Annotated in this window: 9 protein-coding genes and 2 pseudogenes; 3 read left to right on the forward strand and 8 right to left on the reverse strand. The window is 70.9% G+C overall.

Features of this window, described 5'->3' with window-relative positions; genetic code table 11:
* Positions 1-7: 7 nt before the first annotated feature.
* Positions 8-478, reverse strand: a pseudogene (locus tag ACSHXC_RS36305) (DUF2000 family protein).
* On the opposite strand from ACSHXC_RS36305, the pseudogene ACSHXC_RS36310 reads away from it, so the two are divergent.
* Positions 435-569: pseudogene (locus tag ACSHXC_RS36310) on the forward strand (helix-turn-helix domain-containing protein); the annotation flags it as partial. The pseudogenes ACSHXC_RS36305 and ACSHXC_RS36310 overlap by 44 nt on opposite strands.
* A 9-nt stretch (positions 570-578) precedes the next feature.
* On the opposite strand, the gene ACSHXC_RS36315 reads toward ACSHXC_RS36310, so the two are convergent.
* The 4 genes from ACSHXC_RS36315 to ACSHXC_RS36330 form a co-directional block, all read right to left on the reverse strand.
* Complete coding sequence (locus ACSHXC_RS36315; RefSeq protein ID WP_438295590.1) at positions 579-1178, reverse strand: hypothetical protein; 600 nt, start codon at positions 1176-1178, stop codon at positions 579-581.
* The gene (locus tag ACSHXC_RS36320) at positions 1175-2422 is read right to left on the reverse strand and encodes an MAB_1171c family putative transporter (RefSeq protein ID WP_438295591.1); all 1248 of its coding nucleotides are present in this window, start codon (positions 2420-2422) and stop codon (positions 1175-1177) included. The genes ACSHXC_RS36315 and ACSHXC_RS36320 overlap by 4 nt, the downstream gene beginning before the upstream one ends.
* Before the next feature lie 52 nt (positions 2423-2474).
* Positions 2475-3101 (reverse strand): toxin, encoded by a 627-nt coding sequence (locus ACSHXC_RS36325; RefSeq protein ID WP_438297030.1) that lies wholly within the window; start codon positions 3099-3101, stop codon positions 2475-2477.
* An 80-nt stretch (positions 3102-3181) separates the two neighbouring features.
* Positions 3182-3658 (reverse strand): hypothetical protein, encoded by a 477-nt coding sequence (locus tag ACSHXC_RS36330; protein ID WP_438297032.1) that lies wholly within the window; start codon positions 3656-3658, stop codon positions 3182-3184.
* A gap of 530 nt (positions 3659-4188) precedes the next feature.
* On the opposite strand from ACSHXC_RS36330, the gene lanL reads away from it, so the two are divergent.
* The gene (gene lanL / locus ACSHXC_RS36335; RefSeq protein WP_438295592.1) at positions 4189-6921 is read left to right on the forward strand and encodes a class IV lanthionine synthetase LanL; all 2733 of its coding nucleotides are present in this window, start codon (positions 4189-4191) and stop codon (positions 6919-6921) included.
* Between the two features lie 231 nt (positions 6922-7152).
* Here the strand turns inward: lanL and ACSHXC_RS36340 are convergent, their stop codons facing one another.
* Together ACSHXC_RS36340 and ACSHXC_RS36345 are read right to left on the reverse strand one after the other, a co-directional pair.
* Entirely contained in the window at positions 7153-7728 is a 576-nt protein-coding gene (locus ACSHXC_RS36340) for a DUF2165 domain-containing protein (RefSeq protein ID WP_438295593.1), read from the reverse strand.
* Between the two features lie 652 nt (positions 7729-8380).
* A complete protein-coding gene (locus ACSHXC_RS36345; RefSeq protein WP_438295594.1) occupies positions 8381-10654 on the reverse strand; it encodes a D-alanyl-D-alanine carboxypeptidase in 2274 nt (757 codons plus the stop codon).
* A gap of 307 nt (positions 10655-10961) precedes the next feature.
* On the opposite strand from ACSHXC_RS36345, the gene ACSHXC_RS36350 reads away from it, so the two are divergent.
* Positions 10962-12734, forward strand: coding sequence for an Imm49 family immunity protein (locus tag ACSHXC_RS36350; protein WP_438295595.1), 1773 nt, complete (start codon positions 10962-10964; stop codon positions 12732-12734).
* 14 nt (positions 12735-12748) lie between these two features.
* Here the strand turns inward: ACSHXC_RS36350 and ACSHXC_RS36355 are convergent, their stop codons facing one another.
* Positions 12749-13756, reverse strand: coding sequence for a LacI family DNA-binding transcriptional regulator (locus tag ACSHXC_RS36355; RefSeq protein WP_438295596.1), 1008 nt, complete (start codon positions 13754-13756; stop codon positions 12749-12751).
* Positions 13757-13991 lie beyond the last annotated feature (235 nt).

A 13991-nucleotide genomic window follows, 5' to 3' on the forward strand; every position in this document is an offset into this window, starting at 1 on the left:
GGCCCGGTCAGGGGTGCATGCGCGCCCCCCTTGAGGACCTTGTCGACCGCGTTGCGCGGCCCGTGGACGGCCAGCCGACCAGATCGAGGTCGGGGCCGGGTACGGCCCGGACCGCGGCCCGGTTGTCCGCGTCGTTGCCCGTGCTGAACATGTCGCTCGTGAAAACCGCCCGGGGCAGTTCGCGGCTCAGGGCGCGGGTGTGGGCCGCGCGCAGGACCTCCTTGCTCCCCTCGAAGACGAGGACGGGCTGGCGGAACAGCGGGAGATAGGGGGTGCCGTCGGCATCGGCGTACGGCTCGCCGATGATCTCGGGCAGCGCCGTGCCGAGCCCGCTGACCGGGAAGGCCGTCACATTGAGTCGCTGCCAGGTGTGCAGGTCGTCGCGCAGCAGCACGGCGATCTTCGTGTCGAAACGGACGGGCGCACTGTCTGATGTGCTCCTCGACGGGCAGCCGCCCGGTGACGTGGCCCGCGCCACCGGGTTCTACGACCAGTCCCATCTGACCCGCCACTTCAAGCGCGTGGTGGGTACGGCGCCGGGACGCTATGCCCACCGCGCCCGGGCCTGACACCCGGGATCAGACGAACAGGAACGCCGCCGAGGTGGCCGCGCCCAGCGCGCCGCCCGCGACCGTCTGCATGACCGTGTGGTAGGTCAGGGCGACCCGCGACCAGCACACCACGGCCGTGATCGCGTAGGCGAGCAGCCACCAGGGGGAGTGCACGACGGCGAGCAGCGCCACGACCGCCGAGGCGACGGCGGAGTCCACCGAGATCTTCCAGACCGTGTTCACGGCGAGCAGGAAGATCGTCATCACCCACAGGGCGAGCATCGCGGTCAGGATGCCGGTCGGGGCGTGGCCGAGCACCATGACGACCGAGCCGGCCCCGATCGAGCCGAGGATGACGAAGAAGATCGGCGCCCGCTTGGTGCGGTCGACGACATGCCGGTCGCCCCAGGTGCCGCGCTTGCGCTCCCATTCGATGTAGCCGGCCGGTATGAGCCCCGCGCACAGCGCGCCGAGCAGCCCCCACAGCAGGCCGGTCCACTCGCCGGCCGCGGCCAGGCCGATGCCGAGCATCCCGGCGAGCAGGACGTTGCGGGGCTGTAGGACGTCGGTGACGGTGCGGGCCGTGGCCGTCGTACGGTTGCCGGCCTCGGCCAGGGTGTCGCTCACGCGGTCTTCTCCAGGGAGTCCAGGACGCTGCGGGCGCGCTCGCCGCTGATGGTCCGGTAGGCGGCGGCCACCCGTACCAGCCAGGCGACTTCGCCGTCCTGGTCGGTGGCGTGCTTGGTGTCGACGGCCGCGGCATCGCCCGCGGGGGCGCCGTCGGCCTTGGCGGCGAGTGCCGCCTTGATCCAGTACGCCTCGGCGAGCGGCCCCTCGCTCTCGGCGCGCGGGCCGTCGTGGGAGGCGGCCTGCTTGGCGGCCGGGAGCAGGCCGTCCGGAACGTAGTGGCGCAGCTTCTCGACGGCGTCGGCGATGTCGGCGGCCCACCGGTCGATCCGCAGGTCCGCCGGGGTGCCGAAGCGGGTCAGCTCGCGGGTGAGCGAGGCCGGCGCCTCGAAGGGCTGGTCGGGGAAGGCCGTCATCAGCTCCCGCCACAGCGGATGCAGCCGGGCCTGCGCCCGCCACAGCCGCACCCGGCGCCAGCCCTTGCTGAACGCGGGGATGGACGCGCCGAGCGCGAAGAACGCGAACAGGACGACCTGGGCCGCCTCGGTGACCTCGTCGAACTTCAGGGCGAAGGCCGGGCTCGGCTGGTCGGCGACGCTGATCCACAGGAACAGGGTGCGGCTGAGGGTGTAGCCGACGCCGATGAACATGGCGAACGTCATCATGCCGAGCCCGATCCGCAGATGGCGGGCCGTGGCCCCGGCGGTGGCGAGCGCCCACTGGTAGGCGCAGACGGCGGATGCGGCACCCAAGTACAGGTAGAACACGCTCATGTAGAGCGTGGCGCCCCACTGACCGGCGTGGTCGGAGACGAACCGGTCCGAGGCGTACGAGCGGTCGACCACGGTGAAGAAGAGCACGGTCAGCAGGATCAGCGTGGCGACGGAGGCCTTCGCCGCCACCTGCTGGATGATCCGGGCGAACCGGACGTGGCGGGGGATGACGCCGCCCTCCGGGAAGTGGCCGTAGATCGCCACGATGTAGCTGAGGATCGCCAGGATCGCGATGGTCGCCGTGTAGTGCTTGATCAGTACGGCGAGGTCGACGACGGGGCTGTTGTTGAGCCCGATGCGCACGACCTTCGTCTTGGTCCACAGGGCGACGGCGAAGCCGGCGTAGCAGCCCCACAGGGCGCGTCTGCGTTTGTCCTCCTCGTCTCCCCAGAGGGCCGCGGGCATGCGCCACAGGGCGACGGCAGTCATCACGCCGGCTATGAGATAGCCGGCCAGGTCAAGCGCGGTCACGGAGATTCCTCGGGGGGACGGGGAAGGGGACAGGAGGGGGAGCGGAGGGAGCCTATGAGCGGCGGAAGAAGCCGCGGCGCCGGTGGGCGACGGGCCGCGAGAGGGAGTTCGCGAGCCGCCCGACCATGTCGTCGCTGGTCACGTCGCGGGCCATGCGGGGAATGAGCGAGGCGCCGAACTCGGCGATCCGCTCGTCGTGGGTGTCGTACTGGGCCCGCGCCTGGATGGGCCCGCCGGAGCGGAACGCCTCGGTGACCGCGGGCGGCAGCCCGTCCGGCTCGTCGGCGGCGGGTTCGGCCGGTGCGGTCGGCCTGTCGGTGGCCAGGACGCGGTTGATCAGCGAGGTGTTGAAGACGGGAAGCAGCTGGCGCAGCTGGTCCGCGCTGAGGGTCGTACCGTGGTCGAACCACTCGTGGCACAGCTCGTGCAGGATGACGTGCTGGGTCTGGTACAGGGTCGGGCGCTTGCGGTAGAGCACGAAACTGGTGCCGCCCGACTTGAGGCGGAGACCGCAGGCGGCGTTCACACGGGCCAGACGGTCGGGCAGTTCGTGCAGCACGATGGTGCGGCCGCGGGCCTCTTCCATGTTCGCCACAAGCCCCGGAATGCTGAACGGGGCCGGGATGGGCAGATCCGCAAGGCCGGCTTCGCACTCTCTCCGCAGCTCGCGCATGGACATGGAGACCTCTTGATCGTAGTCACGCGTGTGTGACAAGCGGTCTGCGATCTTAGCCAATGGTCATGAACACGAGATGCCGGCTACCCAGGCTGTCCGCCAGGGGCCGCTTCGGGCCCGTTGTCCCGTCCGTACTTGCTGTCCTTGCTGTCCTTGTTGTCCTCGAGGAGGGAGAGGACGAACTGGAGCAGCTCGGGGTCGAGCCCGTCGTCGTCGATGCCCCGGCCCGCCAGACCGCTGATCTCCCCGGTACGCCGCTTCGCGAGGAACTGGAGCCCCGCCACGACGTCGTCGACCACCTCGGACTCGTCCTTGAAGAAGCGCCAGTCCACGCCGAAGCCGATACCGAGCGCCTTGAGGATCTCCTCGGACGGGTTGGTGACCTTGCCGGCGAGGATGTTGGAGAAATAGCTGTGCGAGAGCGAGCCGCCCCGCTCCTTGACGAGATCGGCGAAGACCCGGCCCGAGATCTTCTCTCCCGGGAAGGTCTTCTCGACCATGTACTCGACCTTCTGCTGCAACGTCGTCAGCTCGGGAGTGCGCTCTTCGCCGTTGTCCATCAGGGTCCCCACGTCCACGTCCGCCGCTCATGCGCTGTCCGACGATGCGCGATGTTCGATTCGGTCAACGGATTCGTACTTTAACCGACCTTGGTACAGGGGCCCGGTCGACGGGGAGGCTGTCGGCCACGGCCGTCGGTGACAAAACGGAACATCTTGCTCCGCGATCGGAACCGGACTTGCGGAAACACTCTACGTCACTGTTAACTCGAAAAAACACGAACAAGGGGCCACGAGGGGAGTTCCTTGCTCGGGTGGCTGCTGTGCCCTGCGCGCCTGGCGCGTCCGGGTGCACGGCCGTGGCAAGCAGGTGTAGCCCTTCGCGACGGGGGACGCGCGAAGGGCTACACATGCATTATGCACCTTGTCTGTGGGGTCCGGCGACCACCCCCGGTGGATATGTGACCGGCTCCGTTCAACTCCCAGCCGAATACGATCGATTGCCGAGCCGGGCGCGAGCCGGGGCGCTCCTGTGACTTGGCCGGGAAACGCCTCCCGGGACCGGGGGAGCGCACTGCCATGCTGGCCGGGTGACGTCGAGCTACCGGCCGATCCTCGCGCGGATCCTGGCGCAGGCGGAACCGACCACCACATGGCGGGTGCGCCACCGCGACCCTTGGTGCATGGTCGCTCCGGCGCATCACATCAGCCGCCGGCAGGGCTGGAAGCTCCATGTGTCGGCCACACCTGTCTCGGCGCCCCAGGTCCTGGAGAACGCGGCCCGCGTGCTCGTCGCGCACGGGTGTGCGTTCAAGTTCGCGGCGACTCCAGCCGTCGCCGCCGAGATGAACGCGGTCCGCGCCGCCCGCGCCCAGTCGGGGAAGTTCCTCACCGCCTACCCCGCCGACGACGACCAGCTCCGGTTTCTGGCCGAGGAGTTGGACGACCGGACGCGCGGTCTGGCCGGGCCCGCGATCCTGTCCGACCGGCGCTACCGTCCCGACAGCCTGGTGCACTACCGCTACGGCTGCTTCGCACGGCCCCGCGAACTCAACGACGAGGGGTTCTACGAGGGCCGCCTGCGCGCGCCCGACGGTACCTTCGTGGCCGACGAGCGGAACCCCTGGTTCGCCCCGCCGCCCTGGGCGGGCAGCCCCTTTCCCAAAAATGCGTCGGTGAGTTCCGGACGGCGACGCGGCGACCCCGTGCTCCTCGCCGGTCGCTACCGCGTCAAGGAGGCGATCCGGCACTCCAACCGCGGTGGCGTCTACCGCGCCCGCGACGAGCGCACCGGTGACACCGTTCTGCTGAAGGAGGCCCGCCCGCACGTCGGCGCCGGGCCCGACGGCACGGACGCACGGGACTGGCTCCGGCACGAGGCCGAGATCCTGCGCCGGCTCGCCCCGCTCGGGATCACCCCGGCGGTACGCGAGGTATTCGAGGCGGGCGGCCATGTCTTCCTCGCCGAGGACCTGATCGACGGCGTGAACCTCCAGCAGTGGACCGCCGACCGGCTGCGCACCGGCGACGGCCGCGTGCTCGTCGCCGAGGCGTGGAGTCTCGCCCGCGAACTCGCCGAGATGATCGGCCAGTTGCACGCCGAGGGCCTCGTGCTGCGCGACTTCAAACCGGGCAATGTCGTGATGACCCCCGAGGACCGGCCCGTCCTTGTCGACCTGGAGTGCGCGGTACGCACCGGCACCCCCGCGCCCGTCGCGGGAACGCGGGGCTTCACGGCGCCCGAATACCTCGAAGCCCCGGCCGGCTCCGCCCCGCCCGCGCCCGGACCGGAGGCGGACTGTTTCAGCCTGGGCGCCACGCTGCTCCATGTGACGACCGGGATCAGCCCGGTCCTCGCCCCGGACTCGCCGCCGACCCGGCCGACCGGCGAACGCCTGGCCTCGCTCATGGCCGAGGCCGCCCCCGAAATCCCCGCCTTGCGCGCGCTGGCCCCGCTCATCAGGGGGCTGACGGGGGACGGCACGGGACGGTGGACGCTGGGACGGGCCGCGGAGTACGTGCGTACGGGGGAGAGGGCGCACCCCGTGTCCTCCTGCCCAGCCTCCTCCGTCCCCCCTTCCGCGGACCGTCTGCTCGCCGACGGACTCGCCTTCCTCGCGGACACGATGGATCCCTCGCAGGAATACCTCTGGCCGGGCCCGCCCGCGCTCCCGTACGGGGACCCCTGCAATGTGCAGCTCGGCGCGGCCGGGGTGCTCGCCGTGCTTGACCGCGCGGTGCGCTGCGGGCACGAAGCGGTCGCGCCCACCCTGCGCACCGCCGCCGAGTGGCTCGACCGGCTACTGACCGCGCCGAGCCGCGTCCTGCCCGGCCTGTACTTCGGCCGTTCCGGCGCCGCCTGGGCCCTGTACGAGGCGGCGACGACGCTGGGAGACACCGCGCTGGCGGAGCACTCGATCGCGTACGCCCTGAACATCCCGCTCGAAGGCGGCAACCCCGACGTCTGCCACGGTCTGTCCGGGGCGGGCCTGACGCAGCTCCACCTGTGGCACGCGACCGGCGACCGGCGTTTCGCCGAACGAGCGGCCCGGTGCGCGGACGGCGTGCTGCGGCTGCTCCACGACGGGCCGGGGGTGGAGTGGGACGCGGGCCCCGACTTCCGCGCCGACCTGGCGGGTTCGGCCTGCTACGGGTTCGGTCACGGCGTGGCCGGGAACGCGGCCTTCCTCCTCGCGGCCGGCCGGGACCTGGACCGCCCCGACCTGACCGACATCGCCGTCGGCGGCGGGCACGCCTTGTGCGCCGTCGCCGAATGGCGCTCGGGCAGCGCGCGCTGGCCGAAGGGCCCTGGCCGCACCGAGCGTCCCGGGCTGAACTTCTGGTGCAACGGCACCTCCGGCATCGGCACCTTCCTCGTGCGGCTGTGGCACGAGACCGGCGACGAACTGTTCCTGGAACACGCCGAGGGCGCGGCGCGTGCGGTCCGGCAGCAGCGCTGGCAGACCGGCCCGGGAACCTGCCACGGAGCCGCCGGCAACGCCGAGTTGCTGCTCGACCTCCACGAGCTGACCGGCGAGGCCCGGCACCGCGAGGCCGCCTTCGACCTCGCCTCCTGCCTGACCGTACGGGCGGCCCGGCGCCACGGCCGTTTCCTGGTGCCGGACGACACGCTGCGCGAGATCTGCGCCTCGTACAACGTGGGGATCTCCGGCGTACTCGATTTCCTGCTCCGCCTCACCCACGGCGGACCACGATCGTGGCTGGTCGACCGGCCGGCCCGAGAGCATCACCCAACTTCTGGAAGGGAAGCGGCATATGGAGAGCCTCGTTCTGGAACTGCAGGAACTGCCCGAAACCGATGAACAGCAGCTTGAGCCGATGATGTGTTGCGACACCGGCCACCACAGCTTCGATTGGACCGACCTGTGCGCGGCGCGCGACTGACACCGTCCGGCGCCTCGTGACGGTCTCATGAAGCCCCCGGCGTCCTTCGCCACCAGCACGGCTGCGGACAGTTCACGGCCTGGGTGAGCGGCACCTGCGCGGGCACGTTCGCCGCCCGCGCAGGATGCGCCCAGCGGCCCTGTGCCGGATCAACTCGGTTGATCCGTCGGTGAGTTGGCGCCCGGCAGATGGACGACCACCAGAACGATGCCCGCCACCATGAAGTTGCGGGCCGCCGCGTCGAGCCCGTTCCAGGACTTGGACTGCCACATCGAGAACCACTCCCCGCCGACGGCCATGAACCCGGCGCCGAACAGCAACAGCACCATAAGGAGCCCTATCGTGCTCAGCCGCCGGGCCCGCGCGAAACCGGCCCGGCGCCGCAGCCCGCCGAACCACACGACGGCCGCCGCTATGAGTACCAGGGCCGCCAGCGTCTCCCAGACGATGATCAGGACGTACGCGATGTCCTGGAGCGTGCTCGACGTGATGGCCCGCCACATGAGATCCGGATCCTTGAACGTGGTGTCCATCGCCAGGACGTGACGGACGAACTGGCGGTTGGTGTCGAAGTCGGTGATGTTGCCGAAGGCGACGAGCGCCATGTACAGCGCGACGGTGGCGGTGAGGAGCGCCGCGGCGACCGGCAGCGCCGGTAGCCCAGTCCCGCTCACGGGGCCTGCGCCGCCCGCCGTACGTGCTCCGAACCTGAACCTGGAGGTCATCCCGGACTCCCTTGTCGCACCGAACCGATTCCTGCGCCGAACGGACGGGCTCCGTGCGCGCCTGTCGTTCAGCCTGCCCACCATCGTGCCGCGCACCACTGACAATCGGACCTCGCGGGGAAGCGACGGGGCCCCACCCGTGCCACGCGGAACGGGCTCTGGTCAGGCCAGGCGGAGAGAAAGTCCGAGCCTGCGGAGGTGCGCTGTCGCCATGCGCTGCGCCACCACACCAACCTCCAGCTCGGGCCGACGTGACCGGACGGGGTACGCCGGCTGCCCCGAGGAGAAGTACGACTCCTGGGCGGAGAGGTTTCGAGCACCCTAACTCCCTTGCTGTACAAGGGCGTTGACGACCGGCGGGGCCTGGAGTTGACTCGGGGCTGAAACAGCGCACCAGGGAAGGAGCCCGACCATGATTCCCGAGCAGCCTGTTCCTCCTACGACTCCACCGAACCCCCCGTTCACGACTCCCCGCCCCGCGACGGCCCCACCGCTGCGCGCGGCCAACTGCTCGTGCGGACCGAGCTGTCAGTGCGGATGCCAGAGCGGCGGACCCTGCCAGTGTGGAGGCGCCGTCCCCTGCTGACCCGTAACGACCGCGCGGCCCCGCCGGAACCGGCGGGGCCGCGTTGGGCTGTCGTCGACTCCCGGGTCAGCCGAGCCGGGTGAGCTTCGCGCCGAACGAGGGCTCGGCCAGGTCGTCCTTGAGCGTGACAGGCACCCTAGCCTCGCCGGCTCCGCTGCCCACGGTCAGCATGCCGACCTCCGTACCCGCCTTCGCCGAGTGCGGCAGCTTCTTGCCGCCGTCCGTCAGCTTGATCGCGACCGAGGCGCCGGACCACACGGGCACGGTCAGGTCCTTGGCGGCGACGACCGGGACCGTACCGCCGAGGCCGTCGTCCACCTGGCCGACCACCTCGCCCTTCTTCACCAACGTCTCGGTCCTGAGCGCCTTGTCCGCGGCCAGGATCAGGCTCTTGCTGGCCGCCGTCGCGGTGTCGATGATGGGCGCCTTGTGCTGACCGAACACGGCGCCGATGACCAACTGCTTGCTGTCGCCGACCGTCGTCTCGGCCGCGAACAGCAGATTGCCGCCCGCCTTGGTCGTGGACCCCGTCTTGATGCCGACGACACCGTTCAGCGGGACGAGCTTGTTGAAGTTGTTCTGCGTCCTGGCCGTCTCGACGGTGCTGCCGCCGGACGTCGTCGTCGACTGGTACGACGGCAGCTTGGCGATCTGTCGGAAGACCGGGTCCGCCATGGCGCGCCTGGCCAGCTTCACCTGGTCCTCGGCCGTGCTGACCGTGGACTCCATCAGACCGCTCGCGTCGGTGTACGTCGTGCTGGTCATCCCGAGTTCCTTGGCGGTGTCGTTCATCTTCTTGATGAACGCCTCCTCCGTCGACGCGTCCCAACGGGCCAGCAGGCGGGCCACGTTGTTCGCCGAGGGCAGCATGACGGCCTGCAGTGCCTCCAGTTCGGAGACCTGCTGACCCGCCTTGACCTCGACGACCGACTCCTTCTCCGCGACGCCGTTGGTGTAGTCGTCCTGGGCCTTCTGGTCGACCGGGATCGACGGCCCCTTGTCACCGGCCTTGAGCGGGTGGTCCCGCAGGATCAGATACGTGGTCATGACCTTGGCCACGCTGCCGATGGGCAGCGGCTTCATCTCCCCGTACGAGCCCATCCGGCCGACGCCGTCGATGTCGACCACGGCCTGCCCCTCGGTCGGCCACGGCAGCGACAGGGCCCCGCCGTCGGCGGTGTGGCTCGACTTGCCGGTCAGTTCGAGCGTCGGCGTCGGGAGGGGACGCAGCGCCTGGACCGCCACCAGGACGACGGCGAGCAGCGCCACCAGCGTGCCCCAGATCTTGATCCTTCGCGCGACCGTACGGCCCACCGTCTCGGGCTTCGGCGGCGTGTTCGTCAGCTGCGCGAGCAGGTCGAGCGGGGGCGGTGGACCCGCCGCGTCACCGGCTCCGGACGAGGTCGCGGGCGTTGCGGAGGCGGGGGCGGGCGGCCTGGTCAGCGGCATGGTGCGGTCGTTGTCCGCACGCGAGGGCGCGGCGAACTCCCGGGTGCGGTCCGAATCGGCGGAACCTCCGCCGGGCTTCGCGCCGGACGACGAAGGTACGGGGGTCGGGACGACGGGGCGGGGCGGGGTCGCGCTCGGCAGGTCCGGCTTCAGCGCGACGAACTCGCTGGTCCGCTCGGAATCCGACTCCCTGCGGGCGGCCCAGGAGGGAGCCGGGGGCTTCCTTGCGGAGTCGGGCTCTGGGGCCGATCCCGAGTCCGGCTCCGACCCCGAGTCCGGCTTCGCGTCCCCGTCGGCTTCCGGGCTGCGTACCGGTGCGGGGGCGGAGACGGGGTCGGGCTTCGCGGATGCCTTCGGCGCGTCCGTCTTGGGCTGCTGTTCGGCCTGTTCGGCCTGTTCGGGCTGTTCGTCGTTCGGCGGGGTGCTGGACGCGGCGGCATCGATGCGTGGGTCGCGGGCGGCCTCGCCGGCCGTGTCGTTCTCCGCGTCTTCCGCCTGGTCCTCGTCGGGCTCGGAGGCCGCTTCCGCCGTCGGTCGAGCCGAGTCCTGCTGGGGTGCTGGGGATGCGGGAGACGGGGCAACCAAGGTCTTGTCGGCCCGATCGGACTGATCCGCCCGATCAGTCCGGTCCGCTCGATCCGCCTGGTCCCGAGTCGGCTCGGGGCGGCCGGAGTTGGGGCCGACCTCGTCGACCTTGTCGACCTCGTCGGCCGGGTCCACCGGGGCCGCCGGTTCTGCCGGGTGCGCCTGCGCCGAATCCCCATCCGTATCCGTCCGAGCCTCGGCCCGCTCAGCCGCTTCCTCCGCCGCCTTCACCGCATCGGCCTCGTCGCCCGGTGCCGCCTCCTTGCCGGAAAGCTCGCCCGCCTTTGCGCTGTTCTTCTCGTTCATACGTAGTGCAGCCCGCCTTGCTGTGCTGATCTCACCCTGTGCTCTGCGCTGTCGGCCGCCAAGACGCCAGGAACATACGAAGGCGTTCCAGTCGGAAGTCTTCATTTCCGATCTGGTCCGAAACCTTCGTGGCGCCGGGTGACCAAGCAGGCATCACCACGATCGCACGTCCATGTGACCAAATGATGACAAAGGCGCCGAGGGACCCGTCATGCGTCCCCGGTCGTCCGCCGGGCTCGGCGCATTGTCAGACCCCCTTCCTATGCTGGCAGGGCAAGATCGAACGGGGACTCGTCGGGAGGCAGAGGTGCGGATCGAGCGCCATCGAATCGGTGAGGCGGCATTGGCCGCCGCGGAGACCGGCTTCGCCGAGCGGATCGCGGGGGACGTGCACCGGATGCAGGACGATCCGCGTCCGGCCCGCGGCTGGCGTGCGATCGCCGGTGCCTTCCTGGACTACCTCGGGGCGCGGTCGATACGGCTGCCCGACCTGGGCGGAAAGGACGCCGAGGTCGCGCTGGGATCGGCGGCGGCCGCCGCGGTGGGCGCCCTGGAGCTGACTGTCTTTCCGGGGTGGCAGTTCGACGTGTTCATCGACTACGCCGGGGCCGGGGTGTCGTACGGCGGCGAGTTCGACCGCGATGAGGAGAACGGGACGCGGGACGGACAGGTCCGTTCCTTCGAGTGGCTGGACGGCTTCTATCTGGCGTTCCTCGCTCACTCCGCGGACCGCAGGGCCGAGATGTTCATCGAGGCGGCCCCGTCGTGGCGAGGGAACGAGGGGCGTGCCGACGTGGCGCTCGTCCATGCCTTGATGGCGTACGCCTTCGGGCACGAGGAGGGGCCGGACGACGCGGTCTCGCCGGGGCCGGTCCAGGACATCGAGAAGTGCGCGCTGATCGACATGGTGACCGCGACGCTCGGCGAAGGGGACGACTGGCCCGGCCACCGGGCCGCCCTCAGCACCCTGCGAGCGCTGGCGGCGGGCGACGAAGAGGGCTTCACCCGTTGTCTGGCAGCGCAGTTGGAGCAGCACCGCAGCCGCGCCGCCGGAGGAAACGCCGGGCCGCGGAGCCTGCTGCCGCTCGACGCCATAGCGCTCATGGCCATGGCCCACCGCCGGAGGGGCTGGCTCACGCGCATCGACACCGCATACCTTCCGCACGCGCTGGTGACGGGCTTCACCCCGGGCGTGCCACGGGTCCGGGCGTACGGGCGGGACAAGCGCGCCGATGCCGTGGCCGCGCTCGCCACCGGCGGCCCCCTTGTGGTCGAGAGGCCGCCGCACCCCTTCGTGGCGCAGTCCATCGCCCCGTCGCTGTACGACGACTTCGCCGCGCAGGAACTGGAGCGCTTCCACGACCACTCCGTAGACCCGAAGGCGCTCGCACGGGATCTGACGTCGTTCATGTCGGATCAGCGGCAGCGGTTCCTGGTGCGGGCGGCGCTCGATCCGGACGGGACGGATCCGTGCCAGTACGAGGCGCTGCTGCTCGGTGCCGAGGCGGGAGCGGGCGCCCTTCGGGTGGCACGCGCCGAGCCGGGCACGGAGGTGGAGGTCGCGATCGGCGGCACGACCCGGCTGCTGCCGGCGTGGCGCAGCTCGTATCGGCCCAATCCGCACCAGTGGCAGCAGGCCGTGGCGCTCGCCCTGGTCGTCGGCGCGCGCAGGCCGCTGGCCGACTGCGTCCTCGTCGAGCCCGAGTTCTTCGTGGAGGACGACCACCCCTCGCCCGGCGGGGCGTACTGCGCGGCCCTTCACGACTATCTGCGCGGCGTCGATCCCGAGCCCGCGATGGACCACGCGCTGACGACGGCCGCCCGGATGGCAGGGGGCAGCTTCCTCGCCCCACCGGCCTCGCTCCTTTCCCAGCTCGTCCAGGGCGACCAGCGGGGCTTCGCCCTCGCGCTGGCCGACGCCCTGGAGGAGCACCGCGAGCACTACACGGTCGGCGACCGGGGCAAGGACATGGAAGCCGCCGTCAACCTCGACGTCCTGGGGCTGGCCTGCCACGCCCGCCGCATCGGCTGGCCCATCCCCATAAGGTCGCCCTATCTGCCCGAGGGGCTGCTCCGGTAACGGGGGTACGGCCGCTATCCGCGCACGCCCCCCACCGATCCCGACCCCCGGACGATGAGCCGGGTCAGGAGGACGACGGAGCGGGGCGCGGAGAGGTCGCCGTCGATCCGGGAGAACAGGAGGTTCGCGGCCGTCGCACCCAGTGCGACCGGGTCCTGGCTGACGACGCTGAGCGGAGGGCTGAGCCGGTCGGCCAGCGGGAAGTCGTCGAATCCGACGAGGGCGACGGGGTCGGGGCGCCCGAGCCCGTCCATCACGCCGATGCTGATCAGATCGTTGGTGGTGAACAGCGCCGTGGGCGGATCGGGCAGCGCCCGCAGCTCGGTGAGGGCGGCCGCGGCGTCGGACTGGGAACGCAGTCCGTGCCGTACGAGAGCAGGGTCCTCGGGTATGCCGTGGGAGGCGAGGGCGTCGAGGTAACCGGCGTGGCGTTCGCGCTGGGTCCAGATGTCGAAGCGGTCGCCGAGATAGGCGATCCGGGTGTGTCCGTGGCCGAGCAGATGGCTGACGGCCCGTTCGGCTCCCGCGCGGTTGTCGACGGTGACGGTGTCGACGGCCAGCCCCTTGGCGGGCCGGTCGACGCAGACGACACAAGTCCCGCCTTCCATCGGCTGCTTGAGGAAGCCATGGCCCCCGTTGGTCGGCACCAGGATGAGGCCGTCCACCTGGCGGGCGGTGAACGCGGCTATGACCTCGCGTTCACGCCGGGGTTCGTCGTTGGTGCTGCCGACCAGGACGAGAAAGCCCCGCCGATGCGCCTCGTCCTCGACGGAGCGGGCCATGAGCGCGTAGAACGGGTTGGCCAGGTCGTCGACGACCAGGCCGATCGTGGACGTGCGCAGGTTCTTCTGCCGCAGGCTGCGGGCGTTGTCGTTGCGCTGATAGCCCAACTGCCGTACGGCCTGCTCCACCCGGGCGGCGGTGTCAGGCGAGACCCCGGGCTCGCCCGACACCGCGCGCGAGACGGTCATGGGGCTCACACCCGCCGCGCGGGCCACGTCCTTCATCGTCGGGCGCCTCACGAGCCTCCTCATCGACCGATCCGTGCCCGGGTCCGGCACGGCGACGGCTCGATGATGACAGACGACGATGACAGGCGACGCCCCATGTCAGGCGGCCAACGGGGTGCCTGGGGCGGCCGGGGCGCAGCTGCCGCAAGGGCCACTGCGGCTTGTTAACGTTCCCATGCAGGGAACATGGCAGGCCACGCTCGGCTGACTAGTCGTCAAAATCCGCCGAACAGGCGGAGATTGCTCC

The sequence above is a fragment of the Streptomyces sp. HUAS TT7 genome (genome assembly GCF_051550175.1).
In the GTDB taxonomy this organism is placed as follows: Bacteria; Actinomycetota; Actinomycetes; order Streptomycetales; family Streptomycetaceae; genus Streptomyces.